At 34.5% G+C, this 25,425-nt stretch carries 24 protein-coding genes and 2 pseudogenes; 2 read left to right on the forward strand and 24 right to left on the reverse strand.

Annotated elements, in window-relative coordinates; all coding sequences use genetic code 11:
* Window positions 1-44: 44 nt before the first annotated feature.
* Window positions 45-2,495, reverse strand: coding sequence for a DNA translocase FtsK (locus tag EGX96_RS01815; protein ID WP_000231576.1), 2,451 nt, complete (start codon window positions 2,493-2,495; stop codon window positions 45-47).
* Between the two features lie 165 nt (window positions 2,496-2,660).
* Here EGX96_RS01815 and EGX96_RS01820 point away from each other — a divergent pair, with 165 nt between their 5' ends.
* Window positions 2,661-3,464 (forward strand): peptidylprolyl isomerase, encoded by an 804-nt coding sequence (locus EGX96_RS01820; protein WP_000721136.1) that lies wholly within the window; start codon window positions 2,661-2,663, stop codon window positions 3,462-3,464.
* A 51-nt stretch (window positions 3,465-3,515) separates the two neighbouring features.
* Here EGX96_RS01820 and EGX96_RS01825 read toward each other — a convergent pair whose 3' ends face one another.
* From EGX96_RS01825 to EGX96_RS01835, 3 genes are all read right to left on the reverse strand, one after another.
* On the reverse strand, window positions 3,516-4,349 hold the full coding sequence (locus EGX96_RS01825; protein ID WP_000494347.1) for a metal ABC transporter permease: 834 nt from the start codon (window positions 4,347-4,349) through the stop codon (window positions 3,516-3,518).
* Between the two features lies 1 nt (window position 4,350).
* A complete protein-coding gene (locus EGX96_RS01830; RefSeq protein WP_000587174.1) occupies window positions 4,351-5,067 on the reverse strand; it encodes a metal ABC transporter ATP-binding protein in 717 nt (238 codons plus the stop codon).
* Window positions 5,068-5,237: 170 nt separating this feature from the next.
* Entirely contained in the window at window positions 5,238-6,164 is a 927-nt protein-coding gene (locus EGX96_RS01835) for a metal ABC transporter substrate-binding protein (protein ID WP_000759089.1), read from the reverse strand.
* A gap of 166 nt (window positions 6,165-6,330) precedes the next feature.
* Here EGX96_RS01835 and EGX96_RS01840 point away from each other — a divergent pair, with 166 nt between their 5' ends.
* Entirely contained in the window at window positions 6,331-6,978 is a 648-nt protein-coding gene (locus tag EGX96_RS01840) for a metal-dependent transcriptional regulator (protein ID WP_000188485.1), read from the forward strand.
* 39 nt (window positions 6,979-7,017) lie between these two features.
* Here EGX96_RS01840 and EGX96_RS01845 read toward each other — a convergent pair whose 3' ends face one another.
* From EGX96_RS01845 to metG, 20 genes and pseudogenes are all read right to left on the reverse strand, one after another.
* Complete coding sequence (locus tag EGX96_RS01845; protein ID WP_000689757.1) at window positions 7,018-7,707, reverse strand: 5'-methylthioadenosine/adenosylhomocysteine nucleosidase; 690 nt, start codon at window positions 7,705-7,707, stop codon at window positions 7,018-7,020.
* Window positions 7,708-7,716: 9 nt separating this feature from the next.
* Window positions 7,717-7,986 (reverse strand): cell wall synthase accessory phosphoprotein MacP, encoded by a 270-nt coding sequence (gene macP, locus EGX96_RS01850; protein WP_000517852.1) that lies wholly within the window; start codon window positions 7,984-7,986, stop codon window positions 7,717-7,719.
* Window positions 7,986-8,540, reverse strand: coding sequence for an NUDIX domain-containing protein (locus EGX96_RS01855; RefSeq protein ID WP_000344991.1), 555 nt, complete (start codon window positions 8,538-8,540; stop codon window positions 7,986-7,988). The genes macP and EGX96_RS01855 overlap by 1 nt, the downstream gene beginning before the upstream one ends.
* Window positions 8,541-8,560: 20 nt before the next feature.
* On the reverse strand, window positions 8,561-9,940 hold the full coding sequence (glmU, locus tag EGX96_RS01860) for a bifunctional UDP-N-acetylglucosamine diphosphorylase/glucosamine-1-phosphate N-acetyltransferase GlmU (RefSeq protein WP_000073770.1): 1,380 nt from the start codon (window positions 9,938-9,940) through the stop codon (window positions 8,561-8,563).
* Window positions 9,941-10,183: 243 nt separating this feature from the next.
* Window positions 10,184-10,597: a VOC family protein gene (locus EGX96_RS01870; protein ID WP_000237569.1), complete on the reverse strand. Its 414-nt coding sequence runs from the start codon at window positions 10,595-10,597 to the stop codon at window positions 10,184-10,186.
* Between the two features lie 12 nt (window positions 10,598-10,609).
* Window positions 10,610-10,986, reverse strand: a pseudogene (locus EGX96_RS01875) (VOC family protein).
* A gap of 88 nt (window positions 10,987-11,074) precedes the next feature.
* Window positions 11,075-12,031, reverse strand: coding sequence for a Gfo/Idh/MocA family protein (locus tag EGX96_RS01880; protein WP_000762189.1), 957 nt, complete (start codon window positions 12,029-12,031; stop codon window positions 11,075-11,077).
* Window positions 12,028-12,479 (reverse strand): annotated as a pseudogene (locus EGX96_RS01885) (ASCH domain-containing protein). Before EGX96_RS01885 ends, EGX96_RS01880 begins: the two are co-directional and overlap by 4 nt.
* Window positions 12,476-12,709: a DUF3977 family protein gene (locus EGX96_RS01890; RefSeq protein ID WP_079739338.1), complete on the reverse strand. Its 234-nt coding sequence runs from the start codon at window positions 12,707-12,709 to the stop codon at window positions 12,476-12,478. Before EGX96_RS01890 ends, EGX96_RS01885 begins: the two are co-directional and overlap by 4 nt.
* 8 nt (window positions 12,710-12,717) lie before the next feature.
* Window positions 12,718-13,416 carry a 3-oxoacyl-ACP reductase gene (locus EGX96_RS01895; RefSeq protein ID WP_000170241.1) on the reverse strand — a complete coding sequence of 233 codons (699 nt, stop codon included), beginning with the start codon at window positions 13,414-13,416 and terminating at the stop codon, window positions 12,718-12,720.
* Window positions 13,409-13,645, reverse strand: a complete 237-nt coding sequence (locus EGX96_RS01900) for a DUF2829 domain-containing protein (protein ID WP_000141918.1) — start codon at window positions 13,643-13,645, stop codon at window positions 13,409-13,411. The genes EGX96_RS01895 and EGX96_RS01900 overlap by 8 nt, the downstream gene beginning before the upstream one ends.
* A gap of 89 nt (window positions 13,646-13,734) precedes the next feature.
* Entirely contained in the window at window positions 13,735-13,983 is a 249-nt protein-coding gene (locus EGX96_RS01905; protein ID WP_000411787.1) for an aminoacyl-tRNA synthetase, read from the reverse strand.
* A gap of 197 nt (window positions 13,984-14,180) precedes the next feature.
* Entirely contained in the window at window positions 14,181-14,681 is a 501-nt protein-coding gene (locus EGX96_RS01910; protein WP_000752176.1) for a GNAT family N-acetyltransferase, read from the reverse strand.
* A 239-nt stretch (window positions 14,682-14,920) separates the two neighbouring features.
* Window positions 14,921-16,333, reverse strand: coding sequence for a glycosyltransferase family 2 protein (locus EGX96_RS01915; RefSeq protein WP_001173123.1), 1,413 nt, complete (start codon window positions 16,331-16,333; stop codon window positions 14,921-14,923).
* Window positions 16,334-16,472: 139 nt separating this feature from the next.
* Window positions 16,473-18,632, reverse strand: coding sequence for a hypothetical protein (locus EGX96_RS01920; protein WP_000760433.1), 2,160 nt, complete (start codon window positions 18,630-18,632; stop codon window positions 16,473-16,475).
* Window positions 18,633-18,638: 6 nt separating this feature from the next.
* Window positions 18,639-20,084, reverse strand: a complete 1,446-nt coding sequence (locus EGX96_RS01925) for a CotH kinase family protein (RefSeq protein ID WP_000533132.1) — start codon at window positions 20,082-20,084, stop codon at window positions 18,639-18,641.
* Window positions 20,077-20,754 (reverse strand): DUF4956 domain-containing protein, encoded by a 678-nt coding sequence (locus EGX96_RS01930; protein WP_000654037.1) that lies wholly within the window; start codon window positions 20,752-20,754, stop codon window positions 20,077-20,079. Before EGX96_RS01930 ends, EGX96_RS01925 begins: the two co-directional genes overlap by 8 nt.
* A gap of 51 nt (window positions 20,755-20,805) precedes the next feature.
* Entirely contained in the window at window positions 20,806-21,501 is a 696-nt protein-coding gene (locus tag EGX96_RS01935) for a polyphosphate polymerase domain-containing protein (protein WP_001006714.1), read from the reverse strand.
* A gap of 364 nt (window positions 21,502-21,865) precedes the next feature.
* Complete coding sequence (brnQ, locus tag EGX96_RS01940; protein ID WP_000239244.1) at window positions 21,866-23,203, reverse strand: branched-chain amino acid transport system II carrier protein; 1,338 nt, start codon at window positions 23,201-23,203, stop codon at window positions 21,866-21,868.
* Between the two features lie 195 nt (window positions 23,204-23,398).
* Window positions 23,399-25,396, reverse strand: coding sequence for a methionine--tRNA ligase (metG, locus tag EGX96_RS01945; protein ID WP_000136757.1), 1,998 nt, complete (start codon window positions 25,394-25,396; stop codon window positions 23,399-23,401).
* Between the last annotated feature and the right edge of the window lie 29 nt (window positions 25,397-25,425).

Here is a 25,425-nt window from a genome sequence, read left to right on the forward strand (position 1 = left end):
CATAAAAAACTAATCCGACAATTTCTTGTCAGATTAGTTTTTTCTTATTCACTCGGAGTTGGAGTCATTAAAACTTTTCGTGGCTTGGTTCCTTCTGCTGGACCAATAACCCCCGCTGCTTCTAATTCTTCCATTAGTCTTGTTGCTCTATTGAAACCAACAGACAATCGGCGTTGAATCATTGAGGCACTTGCTTTTTGCGTCTCTAAAACGAGTCCCTTGGCTTCTTCAAAAAGAGGATCACTTTCAGGTACTCCGCCGCCACCACCAGAGCCGTTATCTGTTTCAGATACTTCTCCAGGATCAAAGGCATCATCATAGTCAGCCTCGGCTTGGTCTTTGATAAAACCAACGATCCTTTCAACATCATCATCTGAAATAAAGGAACCTTGTAGTCGTACTGGATGATTCTCATCAATAGGCTTAAAGAGCATGTCACCCCGTCCCAAGAGCTTTTCAGCACCATTTTCATCAAGGATCGTACGGCTATCAGTACCACTTGAAACAGCAAATGCAATACGCGACGGAACATTTGCTTTAATCAAACCAGAAATAACATCTACGGATGGACGTTGAGTTGCAAGAATCATATGGATACCTGCAGCACGTGCTTTTTGCCCCAAACGAATAATAGCATCTTCAACTTCTTTACTAGCAACCATCATCAAGTCAGCCAATTCATCTACAATGACAACGATTAAAGGCAAAGGTATTTGTTTTTGCTCAGAGGAAGCATTAAACTCTTCAACCTTTGTATTATAACCTGCTATATTACGCACACCAATTTTGCTAAATAACTCGTATCGATTTTCCATTTCATCAACAACTTTTTGGAGTGCCTTACTTGCTTTACGCGGATTGGTTACAACAGGGATTAATAAATGTGGAATATCATTATAAACAGATAATTCAACCATTTTGGGATCAATCATCATAAACTTAACTTGATCTGGACGTGCCTTCATCAAAATACTTGAAATAATTCCATTAACTGCCACAGATTTACCTGAACCAGTTGAACCAGCTACCAAAAGATGCGGCATTCTAGCTAAGTTAAAACTGCGAGCATTGCCGTTAACAGCTTTTCCTAGTGGTACTTCTAAAAGGTTTTCAGGATTGGCATCAGATTGTTCCCAAAGTTCGCGGAAAGAAACCGTTGCAATTTCTGAGTTAGGAACTTCAATACCTATTAATGATTTTCCAGGAATTGGTGCTTCTATACGCACATCTTTTGCTGCAAGAGCAAGAGCTAGGTCGTCAGATAGATTTGAAATACGATTCACACGAACTCCAACTGCTGGTTTAATTTCATATTTAGTAACTGATGGTCCAATTTCAGCACGTTCTACTTTTACATCGATACCAAAACTTCTAAATGTTTCTTCTAAAACTCTGATATTCTTTCGGACTAAATCCTTTTCTTTGGATTGATTTTTAGGCTTATCTGGTGCAAATAAATCTATCGTTGGTAATTTATAAACCAGTGTCGTTTTAGGTGTAAAGTCGACATTTTCTATATCACTATCATCTACATCATCATCTAAATCATAAACCATTTCCTCATCATTTTCTCTCATATTAGGAATCGGCGAATCATAGTCTTCTAAATAAATTGTCGGCTCTACTGGTAAAGGATCATTTTGAGGCGATGTCTCATAAGCAAGGATCTCTGGCTCAAATACCGGAGTTGATGTTTCACTTACCTCAGGTGGTAGCGCATCATCCAAATTGTCCTCAGCTTGATCCTCTAGAATCTCACCCGTTTCAGGGTCTACATTAACCGAAGCTAAATAAGCTTCTTCTTCAGCTTTTTGACGCTCTATGCGCTCTTGTTCAGCGATTGCTTTTTTCATCTCTCGCTTAGCAAAACGCTCCTTTTTATTTTGCTCGTGCTTCTCTGCCACTTTATTTTTAAAAGCTCTAATAAATTCGACGATGTCATAAACTTCCAGAGAACTCATTAAAAAGAGACCCAAAATGATGAAGAGAACACCAATCATATAGGCACCAATATTAGAAAAGAGAAAAGCAATTGGCTTGTAAATCAAAGCACCCAACATACCTCCACCGGCAAAAACAGTGATTTTAAATTGCATTAAATCAGACACAATTAATCGAGCAGTTGAACGCAAAATTTCTTTATCTTTCAAAATAGGCATTGAGAAAAGGTAAGCATGCCACTCAATCAATAATCCTAAAGAAGCTATCAAAAAACCTGCTACTAAGCTATCTTTCTTTCGCAACCATTTAAAGAAATAAAGGTAGATTAAAGTTGCCGCAATAAATAAGTAAGCCAAGCTACCTACCATAAAACGGATGACGTTATAGACTGTAATACCAAAAATACCTAATCTGATAATACCAAAGAAGAGAATAATTGTTAAAACAAGAGCAGTAATCATCCTTTGAATAGCTCTTTGACGCTCTATTTCTGCCTTAGTAGGTCTTCTGGTTTTCTTTCCTTTTGTTTTTTTCTTATTTGCCATAAATACCATATTTCAAGTGAAATACTTGTTCCTCACTTTCTCTATCAACTCATGCTATACTATTCTATCATAATTTCAACAAGTCCCCCAATAGGTTTACTATTTACTTTTATAAATTATTTAAAAATTTATGATAAAATATAATCATCTTAATAACTTAATCAAGGAGTATGTATGAAAAAAATTATTTATCTTGGTTTAGCCTGTGTCAGTATATTAACTTTAAGTGGTTGCGAGTCAATTGAGCGTTCTCTAAAAGGAGACCGTTATGTTGACCAAAAACTAGCTGAAAACTCTTCAAAGGAAGCTACTGAACAACTAAACAAAAAAACTAAGCAAGCCTTAAAAGCTGATAAAAAAGCTTTTCCTCAATTGGACAAGGCTGTTGCCAAAAACGAGGCACAAGTGCTTATAAAAACCTCTAAAGGTGATATAAATATCAAGTTATTTCCAAAATATGCTCCTTTAGCTGTTGAAAATTTTCTAACACATGCAAAAGAAGGATACTATAATGGGTTAAGTTTCCACAGAGTTATCAAAGATTTTATGATACAATCTGGTGACCCTAATGGAGACGGGACCGGTGGAAAATCTATATGGAATAGCAAAGATAAAAAGAAAGATTCTGGAAATGGTTTTGTTAATGAAATATCCCCTTACCTCTACAATATCAGGGGAAGTTTAGCAATGGCAAATGCTGGAGCTGATACTAATGGCAGCCAATTCTTTATCAATCAAAGCCAGCAAGATCATTCCAAACAACTGTCAGATAAAAAAGTTCCTAAGGTGATTATTAAAGCCTATTCAGAGGGAGGAAATCCAAGTTTAGATGGTGGTTATACCGTCTTTGGACAAGTAATCTCTGGCATGGAAACTGTGGATAAAATTGCTTCGGTAGAAGTTACAAAATCAGATCAACCAAAAGAAAAAATTACTATTACAAGTATCAAAGTTATTAAAGACTACAAATTTAAATAATTCTATCAAAAATGAGACTAGAACATTTTCTAGTCTCATTTTTTAACAACACTATTGTTTCTTTTTAAACAAACTTTGTTTAGGAGAAAATAGGAAAGCAAGTAAAAACATAAAAGTAGATGTTAAAACAATACTTGATCCTGCGGCAATATTAAATGTATAACCGATATATAACCCCAGAACAGATGCTACTGCTCCTAATGCAGATGATAAAAACAACATTGTTCTGAGACTTTTAACATAAAGATATGCTGTTGCAGCTGGTGTAATTAAAAGTGCTACGATCAATATTGTTCCCACACTCTGCATAGCTGTTACTGCAACTAATGTTAACAAAATCATCAATAAATAATGATAAAAAGAAACTCTCATTCCCATTGATTTTGCTAAAACAGGATCAAAAGAAGTCAATAATAATTCTTTAAAGAAGATAGTAATCAGAGTCAGTACAATTAATCCCACAATAATAGTCATATATTTATCACTATCTTGTACTGCCAAAATATTCCCAAAAAGAATATGAAAGAGGTCAGTTGTACTATTAGCAAGTCCAATTAAAATGATACCTAAGGCTAAAAAGGACGAAAAAGTAATTCCAATAGCAGTATCTCCTTTTATGACACTATTTTCTTTAATATAAGTAATGATAATCGAAGACAACAAACCAAAGACAATAGCACCTATAAAAAAGTTAATCCCTAAAATAAAAGATATAGCAACACCTGGTAGAACAGCGTGAGAAATAGCATCACCCATCAAAGACATTGAGCGCAAGATAATAAAACAGCCTACTGCACCCGCTACAATACCAATCACAATTGCAGTTATAAAAGCATTTTGCAAAAAATGATAAGTCAATAAGCCTTCAAAAAATTTCGTAAACATTCTAGTCTCCTTGTCCTAACAAAATAGCATCACCGTAAGCAGCACTTAAATTCTCACGGGTAAATGCCTGATCTATTGGTCCACAAGCAATTAGATGACGGTTCAAAATAATTACTTGATCAAAATAATGATCAACTTTACTCAAATCGTGATGGACGACTAAAATTAATTTTCCGGCCTTACTTAATTTTTTTAGTAAATTAACTATGATTTGTTCACTAATGGAATCAATCCCTACAAACGGCTCATCTAAAAAAATGTAATCCGCTTCTTGAACGAGACATCTTGCCATAAGCATACGTTGAAATTGTCCACCTGATAAGGCATTAATTGGTCTATTTTCAAACCCTCTCAAACCAACTTGATCAATCACTCGGGATACTTTTTCCCAGTCAGTTTTTGATAGTCGCTTGAAGAGGCCTCGTTCCTTATATAATCCTAAAGAAACGCATTCTCCAACAGTTATAGGGAATTGGTAATCAATATTAGTTTTTTGTTCAACATATGCTACTCTCCCCATTAAAGGTAGCAAATCTCCCCCAATCCCTGATTCTCCAGTAGAATCAACCAAACCAAGAAGAGCTTTCATAAGCGTAGATTTCCCCGCCCCATTAGGCCCTAAAATACCAATGATTCCGGAGCCTTCTAAGCGTAAATTAATATCTTCTAGCACTAAATTATTATCATAACTTACGCTTAAGTGTTTACTAATAATCATTTTTCCTCCAAAAGTAGAATGGAGCTGGTTATAAAACCAGACTCCACTTCTCTGTATTTATTAAAGCTAAGTCAGTTTTTAGATTAGGATTTCGACATTGTTACAACTCAGCCTTAAGCGAGAATACTACATCATTGATTTCATTATGATTTCAATGTCGATTCTCACTCTTATTTTGCTAAACCTTCTGCAATCTTATCAAGATTCCATTTCATCATAGCGTAGTAGCTGTCACCCTTTTGACCTTTTTTAGCAATTGAGTCTGTGAAGATTTCTGCGTAAATTGGGATACCTGATTCTCTTGAAACAGATTTCATAGGACGCTTGTCAACACTTGATTCAACGAATAAAGCTGAAGGTCTTACTTGTTTTAATTTCTTAACTAAGCTAGTAATTTGATCTGGTGTACCTTCTTCTTCAGTGTTAATTTCCCAGATGTATGCTGATGGAACTCCATAAGCTTTTGAGAAATATTTAAAGCAACCTTCACTAGTAACAATTAATTTTTTATTAGCTGGAATGGCATTAAATTTAGATTTTGCTTCTTTATCCAATTTTTCTAATTTAGCTACATAAGCATCTCTGTTTTTCTCATAAGTAGCTTTGTTTTTTGGATCTTTAGCAATTAATTGCTTAGCAATATTTTTTGAGTAAATAATACCATTTTCAAGGTTCAACCAAGCATGTGGGTCTTCTTTACCTTTTCCGCTTTGACCATTTAGATAAATAACATCAACTCCATCGCTAACCGCAAAGTAATCTTTGTTTTCTTTCTTCTTAGCGTTCTTTATTAATTTTGTAAACCAAGCATTACCGCCTGTTTCAAGATTAATTCCGTTGTAAAAAACAAGGTCTGCTTGAGTTGTTTTTTCAACGTCTGCTGGTAATGGCTCATATTCATGAGGATCTTTACCAACAGGTACAATACTATGTAAGTCGATTTTGTTACCGGCTATATTTTTTGTTATATCTGCCAAAATAGAGTTGGTTACAACTACTTTTAATTTTTCGTTTTTGGCTTGATCCTGCTTGTTAGCACAGGCACCTAAGCCTAAAAATGCTACAAAACATGATACAATAACTAACCACTTTTTCATCAAAATGCTCCTTTTAAAATTAATATAAGTTATGTATTAAATTAAGTTAACTTAATTTTGATATTAGCATAACCTATTATAAAGTATTTGTCAAATACTTTTTCAGTATTTTTTGATATAATGGTCTTAGAAAAATAGATTTTAAGAAGTATAAGAAAGACTGAATATGACTCCAAATAAAGCAGATTACCTAAAATGCATTCATGAATTAGGTGAAAAAAACAACAAAATTTCCAATAAGAAAATCGCTGAAATGATGCAAGTCTCGGCTCCTGCCGTGTCAGAAATGATTAAAAAAATGATAAGTGAACAACTGATTGTTAAAGATAAAGATTTAGGATATTATCTTACCAAACAAGGTTTATTAGTTGTTTCTGACCTTTACCGTAAACATCGTCTAGTAGAGGTATTTTTAGTTAACCATTTGCACTATACTGCTGATGATATTCATGAAGAAGCGGAAGTTTTAGAACATACTGTATCAACAACTTTTGTTGATCAATTAGAAAAGTTGTTAGACTTTCCACAATTTTGTCCACACGGTGGGACTATTCCTAAAAAGGGAGAGTTTTTAGTAGAAATTAACCAAATGACATTGGACCAAATTAGTCAGCTTGGCACATATGTTATCAGTCGTGTTCATGATGATTTTCAGCTACTGAAATACCTAGAACAACACCGTTTGCATATCAACGATACCATTGAATTGACACAAATTGACCCTTATGCAAAAACTTATCACATCACCTATAACGATGAAAATCTAACAATCCCTGAGCGTATCGCAAGTCAAATATATGTATCTGCTACATAAATAAAAAAGTCCGTGTATTCATTAGATACACGGGCTTTTTTATAATGCTTTCAAAAATGCCATTAATACTTGGGCAGAGCGTTTACCAGCTTCAATGATAAATTCATCAAATGTGATATTGGCATCATGAGCTGCAGTATCACTCATAGCACGTACCACCACAAAGGGCTTTCCTGTAGCTTGAGCAGCTTGGGCAATTGCTGCACCTTCCATCTCGACAGCTAAAACCTGTGGAAAATGCCCCTTAATAACATCAATCTTTTCCTGGCCAGCAATAAAACTATCCCCAGTTGCAATTAAACCAACTTTACTAATCATTTCTTCTTTAGATAAAACTGCTTCAAAAGTGGAAACAAAAGTCTTATCCGAATGAAAATAAAGTGGCTGCATTGACATTTGTCCATAGTCATAACCAAAGGCGGTTAAATCTACATCGTGATAAACTAATGTATCTGCGACAACGACGTCTCCTACATTCAATCCTGTTGCTACTGCACCAGCTGATCCTGTATTAATAATAGCATCAACTTTAAAGCTTTCTACTAAAATAGCAACACTCATCGCTGACATGACTTTCCCAACACCAGACTGTACTAAAACAAGCTCATGTTCACCATAACGTCCACTGTAATATACATTTGATAATACTGTCTCTTGAGATTTATCCTCAAGATTTTCCACAAGGAGTTTTAACTCTTCCTCCATGGCTGCAATAATTCCAATTTTCATGATATTTCCTTATAATTTAAAAATTGCATAAAACAAGAGAGCCAACAAAATAAGCAAAATGAATAAAACTAAATTCAACTTACGTTGAAATTCATTTCGTTTTGCATTCTCAATCCGGCGACTCTTGTAGATATGTTTACCGTTCTCGTCAGTTAGTTGCTCCATGCCATCTTCTGTAGAAATAATTTTAGTTTCTTGATCTAAGATTGTTTGACCTGAAACTTTTTCACCTCGATTTGAACGTTCAATCATATCATCTGTTAACAATGGTTTTCCCATTAAGAATGACCTCCCATTTTTAAACCGTAATATTGTAAAGCAATGATCGTTTTCGCATCTTGAATCATGCCTTTTTCTACCATTTGCATACAATCCTCATAACTTAACTCTAGAAGCTCAAGGACCTCATCATCATCTTGTGGCCTAGGATTTTCAACTTTTTGTAAATCAGTAGCTAGATAGAGGACGATTTTCTCATTACAAAAACCAATAGCAGTGTAGAAACTATAAAGAATTTCAAGATTCCCTGTGTAGCCAGTCTCTTCTTCTAATTCCCGAAGGGCAGCTTCTTCCTTAGAACCTGACTCACCCGTCTCAAGTTTCCCTGCTGGAATTTCGTAAGAAATACCTTCAATAGCCTTACGATACTGTTTCACTAAAACAATTTTATGCTCAGGAGTTACCGCCAAAGTAGCAACAGCTCCTCCATGAAAAACAAGTTCACGTTTGGATTGTCCCAATCCATTTGGCAACTCTACATCATCAACAGCTACTTTGATAATTTGTCCATCAAAAACAGTTTGACGATTAATTGTTTTTTCTTCAAAATCCATAAGAACCTCCCAAATAAGTGTTACTTTTGTGAAGGATGATGTGGTTTTTTATTGGCATATCCTTCTTTATTGACTTGACGTCCTCTTCCAATAGCTATGCTATCAATTGGAACATTATCTGTGATGGTAGATCCAGCTGCTGTTAAAGCATTATCACCAATTTCAAGTGGTGCAATCAGAGTAGAATTACTTCCGATAAAGACATTACTTCCGATTTCTGTTTTAAATTTATTTTGTCCATCATAATTGACAGTAATCGTCCCTGCGCCAAAGTTAACATCACAACCTACCTCTGCATTGCCGATATAAGTTAAATGACCTGCCTTCGTATTCTCACCTATTTGAGAACCCTTTACTTCAACGAAATTACCAATATGAACACCTTTTGCAAGACTTGTTCCTGGTCTAATATGCGCATAAGGGCCTACGGTTACTCCATCAGAAATAATGGATTCTTCAACCATCGAATTAGTGATGGTAACATCATTTCCGACTTGAGCATCTACTAAATAACTACCATTGGTTAATAAAGTACCTTTACCAATCTTCGTCTGTCCTTTTAAAGTCACATTAGGCTCAATTACAGATTCTTCTCCAATCTCAACATCAATATCAATATAAGCGGAATCAGGATTAACCACTGTGACCCCATTAACCATATGTTGACGTGCAATTCGGTGACGCATCACTTTTTCAGCAGTTGCAAGTGCTACACGATCATTAACTCCTAGACTTTCGTCAAAGTCACGAAGTTTATAGGCACCTACCTTTTTACCCGCTTCTTTGAAAATTCCAATAACATCAGTTAGATAATACTCTCCTTGAGCGTTATTTGTATTAATGTCTTTAAGTGCTTCAAATAGACTTTGATTATCAAAAACATAAGTTCCAGTATTAATCTCTTTAACCTGCTGCTCAAAGTCATTAGCATCCTTTTGTTCTACAATTTTAGTAACTTCATCATCTGAATTACGGATAATACGACCATATCCAAATGGATTTGCAGCATCGGCTGTTAAGATTGTTGCAACGTTTTTATGATTGACATGAAAATCAATTAAGTTTTTTAAACTTTCTCCAGTAATCAGGGGTGTATCACCTGCAATAACTAGTGTATGTCCTTTTGATGTCGCTAATTCTTCTTCCGCCATCATTACAGCATGGCCAGTTCCTAGCTGTTCTGTTTGCATTACAAACTCTGATTTGTCACCTAAAACATCACGTACAAGCTCCGCCTTATGTCCAATAACAGTAACAATTTTACTTGGCTCAATAGCTTGCACACTACGGAAAACATGCTCAAGCATGGTAATACCAGATACTTTATGCATAACTTTTGGTAAATCAGATTTCATGCGAGTTCCCTTACCCGCAGCTAAAATAATGGCATAATTTGACATATTAATTCCTCTATCTCTGAATATAATTCAACCTATTATATCATAATGCCTTCAACTTATCACTAATACCCCTTTAAATCCCTATTACAATAGACTTTAGCTAAAATAGCTTACTTCAATTAGGAATAAAATAGCTACCTTTTGGTAGCTATTCAATACATGAAATCCGTTAATTTTTTCTTCTCTGTTTGCAATCAGTATTTTTATAAATCTATCATTGCAATGCTCAGATGGTAAAAACGATTAGTTTAACTCTGTTGAAATTTGCCACATCACACCAAATTGGTCTACTAAGTTTGCGTAAGCAGGACTCCAGAAAGTTTCTTGTAACTCTAACTGAACTTCTTGTGCACTCTTCTTTAATTTTTCATAAATTTCACGCGCCTCCTCTACGCTACCCACAATAATAGCGGCTGTAACATTTTTACCAGCTTGATACACGAAATCTGGATTTTCATCCGAGATTTGAAGACGAATGCCATCAAAAATAAGCTGAGCATTAATGATTAAATCCTTGCGGTCTTCAAGACAGTTGGGGTCCATCTCTTCCCATGTCATCATATTCACTAAATCCGCTTGAAAGACATCTTTATAAAAATCAACCGCTTGTCGCCCATTTCCATTTGTTACGATGTATGTTTCTAGTGCTTTAACCATAAGTTCTCCTTTTTATTTTACTTCACGGATTGCAAAGTAATTATTGTCATTATCGGAAAAATTAAAAACTCTCATACTCCCATATCAACAATAGGATTTGTCATAACCTCATTTGCTGTTAATTCTTGATATGTACTGTCAATATCAGTAGTTTCAAATAAAATAGAGGGAGTTGCTAAATCTAGCTCAGGACTCATTTGAGCTATAATTGCTTTGTCATGTAAGACGAAGCTAACTTCACTATCCAACTTCGGTGCAACTATATAGGTTACATAATCTCCTTGTGTCTGTTTTTCAACACGCTCAAAACCCACCTTGTTTTTCCAAAAATCTGCTGATGCTTCAACATTGCTAACGTAGAGCATTACCTGTCCAATTGATGAAATCATTTTATTATCTCACTTTCGGTTTTATTACTAATTAGTATAACATACAGTATTTAAAATAAGTAAAAAATGACTCAAAAGAGTCATTTACTTATTTCGTTACCATATCTAGAACTTTCATCACCGTTCTACTATGTTCTAAAGCTTGAGCAGCACGCTTAAAATCTAAATTGCTAATAATACCTTCAAAAATAACAAATTCATCGTGCATGCGGTGCCTATCACCATTTAATTGATAAACATGACTTTCTTGTCCATTCATAGTTAATGAAATTTTAGGCATAGTATTAGTTGGCCCTAAAATCGCTATAGACCCCTTATCACCTTGAATAGTAGATTTTACTTCTGCACTACAATCTTTTGCTCCAATACAGACTGTTTTAAAGTGCCCATAGTCTAGGACTAGAACTCCTGAAGTATCAATACCACGCTCTATATTTGGTAAATACTGTGCTGTTATAGGTTCTCCAAAAAGTCCAATTACTAAATGTAAATTATAAATATTAAGGTCTCTCAACGCACCTCCACCCATTTCAGGATTGAAAGCTGGTGCTATTTCCCCACGTTTAAAGGCATCATAACGCGATGAATATTGGGAATAATTACATTCTACAATTTTAATATCTCCAAGGTTGCTTAAATGTTCTTTTACAAGGTCAAAATTAGGTAAATATTGATTTGTAATTGCTTCGAGTAATATTAGTTGCCTAGTATTGGCAATAGATACAAGTTCTTCTAATTGACTTGCTTCTAATGTAAATGGCTTCTCACAAATGACATGTTTTCCTGCCAAGAGTGCCTCCTTAGCATAGTCAAAATGCAAGTGATTCGGCAGTCCAATATAGACTGTGTCAATCTCCTCATTGTCCAAGACAGCCTTATATTCACTCGTAGCTAGAGACATGTTATATTCCTTAGCTAGATCTTTAGCTGTCTCCAAACTTCTAACTGTTGATAAGATAGCAACTAGATCAATACCTTCAATTTTCTGCAAGACAGGCAAAACTTCCTTAACAATCATACCTGTCCCCAAAACCGCTAATTTCATTCGTTAATCTCCTTTGGGTAAACCACTTGGAATTCCTCTAAAACTATCCTAGAGTCCTCACTAAACATTAAACCAAACTCCTCAAAATAAGGTTTAAAGAAATCAATGTGAGCTTTTCTCCACCATTCTAAAGTTTTATCTCCTTCTCCTTCTTTAAAAGCATGGTCTGCAGAGACATCTTTAAAAGGGACAATATCAACTTTAGTTATTTCAATAATACAGATAGCTTCATCATTGCTATCCAAAATAATATCATATGAACCAACTTGTGTAACCCTTCCTCATCTAATTCATATAAATCATAGGCAGAGGCCGTTGCAGTTTTTGTCCCATCTACAACTAACTTTGCCAGAAGATCTGGTTCTGCTCCAAATTGCCATGCGTCTATCTCATCACCGATTGAAGGATTCAAAGATTTAAACTTATTCCATAATTCTTGTGCCTTCATATTACCTCCGAAGCAATTCCCACAACAAACTTAACTGCGTTACTCATTTTTCTTTGTCTTTTAAATCCTTCTTTAACATCTAAAATATAAACAGTTTGACCAATCCAAACACGTAAATAAACAGATTTTATTAAAATATCACCTGATATTCCTTTAACTTCCCGCTCAGTACCATCAGATGCTTCAAATTCCGTACGTAATAACCAAGTATTACCACAACCAAATTCAATCTATTTTCTCATTTCAAACTCCAGCCACCATCAATTTTGACAATTTCACCTTGCATTGATCTCGCTTTTCCTGAAGCAAGAAATCCAGTTAATTCAGCAACTTCACTTGGTTTAGTCCAACGACCAATTGGCGTCTCACTAGCTACCCATTCTGCTAATCCACCAGGTTCAAAATCACTAGCAGTCATAGCAGTTTGTACAGCACCTGGCGCTATACCAAAAATTTGAATACAATCTTTTGCGTAATCCAAAGCCAATTGACGTGTGAATCCCGCAAGGGCATGTTTAGAACTAGTATATGCAGCTCCACCGCCACCCGCTATAAAACTTGCTATTGAGCACATATTGATAATAATACCTGACTTCTTTTCCACCATACGTCTAAGATAATGACGTGTTAGCCTAACAGTCACGAAAAAATTAATATCAAATAGGTGTTCCAGTTCTTCATCACTTACTTCTAGAAGTGGCTTGTAGGCATCTAGAATACCTGCAGTATTACACAAAATATCAACAGTCGGTACCATTGTGAATAGTGGGGATAAATCAGAGGATAAATCCAACTTTATAAAGTTAAAATTACCATTTAAGTTCGGTTTATCCGACTTATCCACACCATATACTTGATACCCTTGTTTCAAAAAATATTGAGCCTGTGCATAACCAATTCCACTAGCACAGCCCGTCACTAAAACAACTTTAGTCATTGACCTCGATCCAATCCTCTGCTAAAACATCACATGGTGTTGGTGCCCACATGGAAAAACCTTCACCTTCACCAGTAACATTAATAAGAAAATAAGGTGTAGCCTGTAGTACTTTCCCATTAACTTCAAGGGTATCAAATAACTGAACATAATTTTCAGCGCCCCCCCAACCTGTACGTACATATTTTTTCTTTGCTTTTAAACCTGGTAAAATTTCTTCAAATGTCATATTGTTCTCCTTTATTGTCTTTAACCATTGATATATCAAGGTTTATTGCTTATTTAAAATCATAATTTAAAGTTTCTTCGCCTTTTAGTTCATCTAAAGGCTACTATTGTTTTCATAGGATAAAATAGTTTCTGGTCATCCATTATTAGTAAATAATATTTCGTCTTTTTCTTGTTGGTCAAGAACATTATTTTTGTTCTTACTCCTTCAATTCCCACAATAAAGTTATCTGCTTGCTCCGTCAACAAAACAGGTCCATTTTCCACTAATTCATAAGAAATACTTAGTTGATTTAGCACAGCTATAACTTTTTCAAAATCATTCGTAATTTTCTCCATTCTTCCATAGAGTTAGCATAACTATTTGTAGACTAGAGAACCTAAAATTGATACACTGTTTTTCACTCAAAAAATTTTACCTTCATAATCTTCATTATACCTATAACAATTTTCTTTTACAAATTTGTTCCCCTTAAAGGAAATTGTTTTTCAAAATAGGATGTTTATACTATTGTATTATCGGATGCTTTATCTCGCTAGTGCAAAATCTTCTCATAACACATTTCTTCCTTTTCAAAATAAGTTTTTGATTTACCCTTAAAAGAAAAACCAAACCTATCGTAAAATTTCCTTGCGCGTGTATTTTCTGTAAATACCCAAAGTATCACTTTATTATAACCTGCTTGTTGTATCTCTGATAGTACATGATTCATCATTTGAGACCCATAACCTTTTCCCCAACCTTCTTTAAGACTATGTATACAAATGAGTTCTGCATAATCAAGCATACCATCTTCTCTACTTTTATCCCACCAAGCCATACAATGAGGATTGCTATCTACTTCCAATATATACCCCTTACCAACCTCCTTGTGTAGTAGCTGTTGATACATTGTTATGGCAGGTTCTATTTCCGTAGTTTTTTGAATGATATCCTCAGGTAGTATCTTACCAAAAGCAGCTTTCCAGCTCTCCGTTTGAATATAAGCTAAATTGACTTCATCTCCTAATCTTGCTCTCCTGATTATGCAAGCCATAACTAAAATCCTTTCAAAAATTATTATTAACTGCCTGATAACTACTCCAATTATACCATTTTCGTGATATTAATTTTTATTTTGAACAGTTCTGGTTCTCATTTATCATTATATTTCTAAAATTTTAGATGGTTTTAAACATTAACCTCAGATTAGGCCAATTATTGATAATCACTAAAAGAGCGTAGATAATTACGCTCTTTTAGTGATTATTTTATATATATGAATCGCTATAACTTCTAAGTAACACTTGTTTCAAAATCCTTCATTTGTTTCTCTCTCGTAATATGCCCCCAAACCATTTTTTTATTTTTATAGCCAATAACACTTGCAACCTTAACAAAAGTTAATACAGGATGTAGGATAAGATACCTAAAAACAGCAATATAAAATACTTTAACAATATCTAAAATTCCTATTACTAGTTGCTGAGAATAAATACGGTGTAAGAAAGAGCTTAATGTAATTAAAACACAGTAAAAGATATAAAGGCTCACCAATGATATAAAGAATGGGATGTTTAATTGATTAAATAATAAGGACAAAAATATAATGACAATACCAAAACATTCTATAAAAGGGGTCAGTAATTCAAATAAAATATAGTAAATATAAGAAATTGATCCTACAGCTCCAAAGCGATAATTGGCAAAAATACTTTTATATTTTTTTAAACATTGGTACAAGCCAAGATACCATCGGCGTCTCTGTTTACGTAAATCCCCTAAATTCGTTGGTGCTTGACTCCAACAAACAGCATCTGTTTCATAACAAATACGATAAGGAATATTATTATTACGACAGAAGAAATGTAATTTCATCACCAACTCCATATCTTCTCCTAGAGTCTGGGTGTCATATCCTCCCACCGCTTTAACAAGGTCTTTCTTAAAAAGACCGAAAGCCCCCGAAATAATTAAATTAGCTCTTAAATAGTCTAAAAAGATTCGAGCTCCTAAAAATGATGAATCATACTCAAGTGCTTGTGCACAAGGAATAATTCTCCAAGGCAAACGATAAGATGCTACTTTCCCCTGCTCAATCTTAACACCTTGGGCAACTTGGACGAGCCCTCCCACTGCTATAACCGTCGGATCTACCTGTATGGATTTGCTAATTTGACTCAAAGAATCTACCTGCAACATAGAATCTGCATCTAGACATAGAAAATAATCGTAATTAGCAGCATTGATCCCCATATTTAAGGCATCCCCTTTGCCACCATTTTCTTTAACAATGAGTGTCAGTTTAACCTTACCAACCTGTCTCTGAAAGACATCTTTACAAGTTTGAGTAGCAATAATTGAATCAATCGTATTCGAGATTTTCATTAATGCAAACTCTTCCTTGAGAACATCTGAAGTATTGTCACTGGAACCGTCATCCACAACGATAATTTCATACGCTTCATAATCAAGGTGCAATAACGAATCAATCGAACTCACAATGGTTGTTGATTCATTATAGGCTGGTACAATAATTGAAATTGGAATTTTTTCTTTATTTCTAGTTAAACTTTTTTTGCGCTCATTTTTTTCATAGAGATGAACACCTCCAATGACTAATGAAATCACTAAAAAGCTGGCATAGGCAATCAATAATACTAAGAAAATGACTTGAGATACCTTTAGGAAGGTAAAAAATAATGCCATAGAAAATCCCCTTTATTTGATATTTATATCCTTTTTCCGAATACGAAGCCAACTAAGCTTATCTAATCGTTGTCTTAAGATATAGTGAATGTTAAAAACAATAATTGCTAAGCAAATCAAAATGTAAAAATATAAAATATTATGTACCATATGTTCTCTCTCTTTCTTTAGACCATTCTTTCTTAATACTATAATAGGAGTCTTTTAAAAAGGTTTTGGTATCGGGTCTCTCCCAATTTTTCAAACGATAATCTGCCATCTTTATCAGTGTGTTTTCTTTGCTATTAGCACCTAATCCTAAAGCAATGCTCTCAATTTCTAACTCCTTCACACCATAATGTTTAAAGTAATCATCGTGAATTTTTTGAGATGATGGATCAGAAAAATTCAACAACTGCCACGGAATTCTGACCTCTATAAAGTCCTTTCCAAACGAAATATCTGTTTGTGAATCAAATGTTTTTTGGTGCCTATCAGTTGTTCCTGTTTTGAGAAGACCAGTAGGATGAGTTGGTAAGAACCTCTCTGTTGCTTTTACTTTTTCCATGTCTTCAACAATCTTTGTATTTCTCAATACCATATTTATCTGCTCAAAATTACTACTGTTCTTCTTTGGTGGGAAAGCATAAAAATCTTTACCGTTAAGCTGTCGAAGATAGTTCGCTTTTAAGGCATTATAGCGCTCTTGGACAAATAATTCAGACTTGCCATTTGGATCAATAGACAATACAAAGTCACTAGATTTAGAAAATGTGACCTTACTACCATTCATTTTTCTACTACCAGATTTTGGTGTAATATCTATTGGTAATAATCGTTTTTCTTTTAGTTTTTCAGGTTTTGTTTTAATCGCAAGGTAGAGATAGCTTTCATCACTGCTAGCATATAAGTCATCTCCTGTTGCACTAGTCATCAGAGGATGTTTCCACTCTCCTTTGCCTCTTTTACCATCAACTTGATAATGATGTTTTGCGTTTTTAAAGCCTAATAAACCATAACCTTGATTAAATACTTGTGCATCCCCCCATAGGAATTGACTATGTTTATTTGTGGCGAAAGATGTATTCCACGCCCTTGCATTCCAATCGTCTTGCCATGCATTGATAGTCGCTCCAAAACTACCGGATGATATAAAAGATTCATAATCTTCTAGTAAACGCTGACCTTGTTCTTTTTCATTAATCGGCAGAGGACGTTTATCAATTTCTTTTTGGGCAATACCTCTCGCTGTCGAATAGCCATAACCCGTGACTAGAACAGGGATTTTGTGATAAGCATTTAGCAGTTTAACGTATCCCTGTGACAAAGAAAGTTCTTTAATCTTTTGTCTATCTTCTTTACTGATATTCTCTTTATCAAATAATAGATAATCCTTGTATCGAGGATGGAAATCAATAGCTTTATATGCTGCAAACATACCTGCTTTAACATTTGAATTAGCTTGAATATTTTCTACATTTAGTTGTACGTATTTAGGAGCCTGTGCCTCAAATGGTTTTCGATAATGAAAAGGGTCTGTTGTTGGTGAGTTTGAAAAACTAATCAAATGTTGCCAACCATATTTAGCTGTCTCATAATGTGTCAATTCATCCATTACTTGAGCTAGCATGACCTCAAATGGATTAGCTGCCACAGAAGTTTTAAAATAACGTCCTTTATATTGCGTTTTTTTCTCTTGATGATTAGTATAAGCGACAGTACCACTATTCCAATCATCCCCTACGACATAACCAAGTACCCAAGGACTAAGATCATAATGATAATGACGGCTACCCAAATCAGTATTCCATACTTGCTTACGCCCATGGAGAATATCCACAACGCCTTTTGCTTCTCGTTTTAAATACCCCCTATAATTATCATTAAAAGCTGTTATAGAAGCATTATTGCGATAAGAATCTATACGTATTCCTTGCAACAAATACAGTGGCCTCTTTGATGCTTTGTTGTGGTGATATAAGGCATCGTAAAATGCAACATTCATCGGTACCTTGACTCTTACAGTATTTGCCCCCATGTTGGAAATTAAATGGAACCATTCACGATACGTTTTTTGAGTAATAGGAAAATCGTTGTGATGATAACCCGCTAAGGAAGACTCAACGTCTACTCCTTTAACAACAAAAGGTTTATTGGTGGGCTTGTGAAGTACAGTATCACCTTTAACAACAAAGTTAGTTCTTGTATTTTCTTTTAATAAGCCCTTTGGTAAATACAAACTACCATCAAAGTAATACAAATAATAAATAGAGCTAAACAAAATAGTTAAAAGGGCTACAATACTTAGATATTTTTTCATAATGTTCTACTCCAGTAAAGTATTAGTATTTTTCGATGGTGCACTATATTGATACAAGGTCTCAATATTTCTATCCATCCATCTGCCACGCTTTTTGATAAAATCTTTTAATTGTTCTACTGATTTGTGATAACTTGTCACATTGCGTTCAGTAGGAATCAAATAATTCCTTGGATCAGTATTCTTTAAATCAAAGACATAGCCCCATTTTTTATAATTTCGATCAATAGCTGGACCTAAAAAATGCCTTGTCTCGTCTATGTAATTAGATAAATATTCTGTCGCTAGAACTCCCTTTCGTAATTCTTTATAGCGATGAACAACCAGGTCTATAAATGCTTTGTCCTTAATGAGCATATTGAACCACGGTGCATCCGTCAAGGTAAAATCTGCCTCATCAACACGTCCTTCAATTTGATTATCAAAAGCATTATTAAAATCCCAAACTACTAGTTTTGCTCTATCACGAAGATCTTTATATAGATAGGTTGAAAATTTACCCGCATCCACATTTCTAAAAAATTCATTGATGACAAAATAATTTGCAAATGATTCTCTATCAATATATTTAGGATATTGTGAAAAATCATAAGAATAAAGGACTTTTTCAATATGATTGATGTCCTTATTAATAAACTCTAATTGTTTTGATGTCAATCTTTGTTTACCTGGATATTTCACATCAAGAGCTGAGATACCAGACTGGTGTGTATAATGTACATAGTTATCTAACTTTTGCTTTGCCTTATGTTCACGATCCCAAGCAACGATATAAGGTGTTTTATGCAACTTTTTATCACTTTTTTCAATGGGAACTCGTTGCTCACCTTGTTCGATATTCTCAACTGCTAGATATACTCCCTGATATTCACCATTGACAAATAACTCACAGTAGCGAACGTTTGGGGCATAGGACATAATCTCACCAGCAATATTATAACTCAGATAATTTCTTAATAATGTTCTGTCTAGAAAGGGACCATGCAATACCCACTCCGATTCTTTAGGCATTCCTGCTAATCGATGCTTCTTTTCCTTTAACTTATTAGTAACAAACTTAACTTTCAATGACTTCTTATCAAAGTAACGAGAGGAATTTCCTCTATATGATATTAACCCTTTTGTCCTAATTCTCGGCTTTTCTGATAAATGATGTGATCTACTTGGAGAATCCCGTAATTCGATATCAACATTAATATTATCCCTAGCTTTGACATATTTTCCGCCTTCTTTTGTAACAAGAGGAATAACTTGTTGCTTTGTATCAATGCTGATAATGGGCAAATGGGTTTTAAATCCTGTTAAATCACTCTTCGCATCTACCTGCTTTATACGATGATGATGTATTCTCTCGATGTGATGCTTAGGAATCCAAAAATAGAAAAATAAGAATAGAAAAAGACCTATAAGGGTTGTGCCGTAAATAACCTTCCCTCTCATAAGTCTACCCATTGATTTCGTCGCTTTGGCTAACAATGTTGAAATAATCAATATTTCCCAATTGGTACACTTTTTCAGTTAACTGATTATCTACATGGAGTTGCTTATCGTAATCTTTTCTAGAGATTTCGAAAATCATTTCAATAGTATTAGTTGTTGAATTTTTAACACGCTGAACAGCTTTTCCGTCAAAATATTGGAAGAAAATTCCTTCTAAATCAACTTCTAGTGTTCTATCGCACTTCACAATCAATAACATACGATTCTCGTTTTTAACACGTCCCATAACCCATAATAAGATAAAGATAACGCTACTTCCTAATGCAGCTACCACATAGTCACCGACACCACAACAGATACCAACAACTATGGTCCAAAAAATATAAACTGTATCTCTTGAATCTTTTATGGCTGTCCTAAAACGAACAACTGACAAGGCACCGACCATACCCAATGACAAGGCTACATTATTACCAATAACGGTCATTACTGTTGCAGTCAAGACCGTCAATGTCATTAATGAAACATTAAACTTTTTACTATAGGCAGTTCCACTATGCGTATAAGCATAGGAAACATAAATAACTACACTCAATAAAGCTGCTACAAGAATATGTAAAATCATATCTTGAAAACTTAAATTTCCACTTTGCTCTAGACTATTTCGTAATAGGTCTTTCATTTTTTTGTTATCCTCTCACATTTAATAATAATTAACGTATATACTTTTTCACTAAAAACGATAATGTTTACTAACAGCTCTTCCTAAACAATACTTACTCGCTGAAAGTTCACTTCTATCTACCGAATCTAAGAGTTCTTTAATATAAGACAATAAAAATCCATTATATTTAACTTCTAAAATAACAAGATAAGGATCTAATAAATAATTTTGATTTAAATCCTCTGAGAAAATATCATAACTAGCCTCTGTACCTATTATATGGTGGTCAAAGGTGATTCGGATATTGTTTTCCTTAGCAACAAAAGCTTTTCTTTGGTACTCAATAACCGTTTTAGGTTGATAAAGTTGCGTTGTTATCCTTGAACAACACTCCGCAGCAAATGTATCCGGATAATTTAATAAAACACTATTGTTACCATTAATCAGCGCTTGAGCATCTGTCTTGCTTAATTTTAGAGAGCGCTTTTTTTGATTAGCACCTTGTTTTTGTTTCATTTCTAATTTCGCAAAATTGCTTTGACTACCATAATTGCGCAAACGAATCTTTCTTCGTATCTCAACACCATCTTCCTTTTCTTGCCAATCAACATCTTCTAAAGAATCAAAGTATAGCGAACGGATAGTATAGCCGTCGTCTGAACTATGCGAATCGAGCGTCATTACTTGGGAAAATTTCTTAGATAAAAGATAGTAATCTTCAAGTGATATTAAATATTTTTTTTCCTGTCTAAGAACTTCGTTCATCACTCACCTATGTTTAATTAAATATTAATTTATATATAAATATTAACAATAAATTAAGCAAAAATAAATATATCAGAAATTATACACCTTGTCAACAGGAAAATATATAATGTATATTTTTTTATACGAAGGCATTTCAAACTTTATTTTTATACTATAAATATGATTGTTACGCTCATTTAAACCTAGAAGAAAAATGTATATTTTCAATCCACAGCTGTTATAAAATAATTTTTAAAAAGTGTTTATATCTTAGTTTAATCACACCTTACTACAATCTATATATCATTTAAAAAAATCTGATATAAAAAAGGCTAAAACTAAGTTTTAACCTTTTTGACATATCTATAAAATTGAAATAGTGCTATCCTTCAAATTTCTCTAAATCAAATGCTTGGCCTTTTTGTTTATCTGACAGCACCAAAGAAAATACTATACCAATCAACATTGGAACTAGCCACCCCATTGAAATAGTATGAAAGGGGAGGAATCCAACTAACTGAGTTAATGTTTTTTCTTGCCATTGTCCCGCTAGAACCTCAACAAACGACACTAAAGTGACAAGACCAATTGTCAAAGACATTCCCTTTTTTGAAAGCGGCAACCACTTATTAATCAAAATAATTAAGACAATAACAATAACAATCGGATACAATAAAGTTAGCACAGGAACTGAAAAAGTAATTACAGCATTTAAACCAAGATTAGCAATTAAAAAGCCAATCAAAGTAAAAACAGTAGCAAATAATTTATAATTCCCAAAACGAAAGTTCTTATCAAAAAATTCAGATACTGACACAATAAGCCCAACTGTTGTTGTAAAGCATGTCAATGTTACCATAATACTCAAGAAATAACGACCAAAATTTCCAAATAATTTATAAGATGCTTGTGATAATACATAAGCTCCTTTATTAACATTTGGGTCAGCTAAAATATCAGCTGGGACAGGAAACTTATTCCCTAAAAAACCTAAGCCAATATATAAAATACTAAATGCTAAACTAGTAACAATTCCAACAATCCAAATGGTTGATAAATATTCTTTTTTAGTTTTAAAACCAAACTTTTTAAGCGTTTCTGTTGCTACTAGACAAAAAGCAACTGCTGCAAGTGCATCAAGTGTATTATAGCCTGCTAAGACACCACTTCCAAACGCTTTTCCTGCATAGTCAGCACTCGCCTTAGCACTCTCCAAGTTTCCATAAGCAATAGCTCCAACAACAACCAAAGAGAGAATTAAAAAGGCAAAAACAGGCGTTAAGATTTTTCCAACACTATCTAATATACCATTTGGTCTAATAGCGAGATAATAAGCTGCAGCAAAAAAACAGGCTGTAAAACACAAAAGAGCAATCGGACTATGCCCTACAATTGGAGCAACCCCAATTTCAAAAGAAACCGTTGCTGTTCTAGGAATAGCAAAAAGTGGACCAATAGTTAGGTAGAGTATAACTAAAAATGTTAAAGAAAACCACGGACTAAATTTTTCCGACATCTCTGTCTTATAACCACCATTAGTTAGTGTGCCTAGTAGGAGGGTAATAATAGCTAATCCAACTCCTGACAAACAAAATCCTAAAATCGCTGGCCAGAAATCTTGTCCAGATGCTACACCTAATGCTGGTGGAAAAATGAGGTTCCCTGCACCAAAGAAGATACCAAATAAGAGTAATCCCGTTAAAAAGCCTTTTTTTACCATAAGCAACCATTAGTGTAAATAATCTATTTACACCCTTTCCATAAATTCTCCTTATCAAATTCTATCTAAATGCTTAGAATCGATGTCTTTTATTATATCAAAAATAAAAATAAATTCTAGGTCATTTTCATAATTTTCCAACTATTCAGTCACTTTTTTCTTGAAAACAAAAAAAGAGCATAATGCTCTTTTCGATTAACCAATAATTGATCCATTTGCCACTGCTGAATCGACCGTCAACACTGTCAATTTACCATCATGTTCTGCTGAGAGAATCATGCCTTGACTGACATATTTTTTCATCATTTTACGTGGTTTGAGGTTAGCAACAATTTGGAGTTTTTTCCCTACTAACTCTTGTTCATTTGGGTAAAATTTTGCAATCCCTGATAAGATTTGACGATGGCCCTCATCACCAGCATCTAGACGGAAACGAAGAAGTTTATCAGAACCTTCCACTTTCTCAACTTCAATTACTTCTGCAACGCGGATTTCAACAGCGTCAAAATCCTCAAACTTGATTTGACCTTTGCTTGATGTCAATTCAACTTCTTCAGGAACCCACTCCTTTTCCACTGGTGCTTTTCCAGCATTCATTTGTTCTTTGATATAAGTAATTTCGTCTTCCATATCCAACCTTGGGAAAATTGGTGAACCTTTTGCAACAACTCGAACACCTTCTGGTAGATCAGCAAAAGTCAATTTTTCAAGATCGAATGTTGCCCCTAAACCAAGTTGTTCCATAATGGCATCGGAAGTTTCCATCATGAACGGTTGAATGAGGTGAGCAACAACACGTAGACTAGCAACTAAATGACTCATTACAGCTGCTAACTTATCACGATCTGTTTCGTCTTTTGCAAGTACCCACGGTGCTGTTTCATCAATATATTTGTTAGTTCGTGAAATAAGATTCCATACAGCTTCAAGGGCACGTGGGAAATCCACCGCTTCCATTTGTTTATGATAGTTTTCAATACTATCTGTCGCAACAGAAGCTAAATCGGCATCAAAGTCAGTTGCAACAGCAAACCTTGGTACTTCTCCATCGAAATACTTGTTAACCATAGCAATAGTGCGGTTGAGAAGGTTTCCTAAATCATTAGCAAGTTCATAGTTAATACGTCCAACATAATCTTCTGGCGTAAAAGTTCCGTCTGAACCAACAGGCAATGAACGCATGAGATAATAACGGAGTGGATCAAGACCAAAACGCTCTACTAACATTTCTGGATAAACGACATTCCCTTTTGATTTAGACATTTTACCATCTTGCATCACAAACCAACCATGAGCAACTAGACGTTTTGGTAATGGCAAATCCAGCGCCATCAACATGATAGGCCAATAAATAGAGTGGAAACGAAGAATATCTTTACCAATCATATGAATGTCTGCTGGCCAAAATTTATGATATTGACTGAGATCGTCAGACCAACCATAACCAAGAGCAGAAATATAGTTCATCAAAGCATCAATCCAGACATAAATAACATGTTTTGGATTTGATGGTACCTGAACTCCCCATGTGTAAGTTGTACGAGACACTGCTAAATCTTCTAAACCTGGTTCTATAAAGTTTTTAAGCATTTCATTCATACGACCATCTGGCTGAATAAATTCTGGATGCTCAGCGTAGTACGCTTTTAAACGATCTGCATATTTGCTCATGCGGAAGAAATAAGATTCTTCAGAAACTTTTTCAACTTCATGACCAGATGGCGCAACACCACCAATCATATTACCGTTTTCGTCACGATAAACTTCTGCTAATTGGCTTTCAGTAAAAAATTCTTCATCTGAAACAGAATACCATCCGGTATACTCACCAAGATAGATGTCCCCTTGTGCCAACAATTGTTCAAAAATTTTAGCAACCGCTTCTTCATGGTAAGTATCTGTTGTACGGATGAATTTGTCATAGGAAATATCTAAAAGTTCCCATAATGTTTTGACACTTTCAGCCATGCCATCAACATATTCCTGTGGTGTAATGCCTGCTTCTTCAGCCTTTTGTTGAATTTTCTGACCATGCTCATCAAGACCAGTCAAATACTGAACATCAAAGCCCATCATGCGTTTGTAACGTGCCAAAACATCACATGCTATCGTTGTATAGGCAGAACCGATGTGCAATTTACCTGATGGGTAATAAATTGGGGTAGTAATGTAAAATGATTTTTTTTCTGTCATGATTTCTCCTATAAGCCACCCTAATGAGA

Source organism: Streptococcus sp. FDAARGOS_520 (assembly GCF_003812685.1).
Taxonomy (GTDB): domain Bacteria; phylum Bacillota; class Bacilli; order Lactobacillales; family Streptococcaceae; genus Streptococcus; species Streptococcus agalactiae.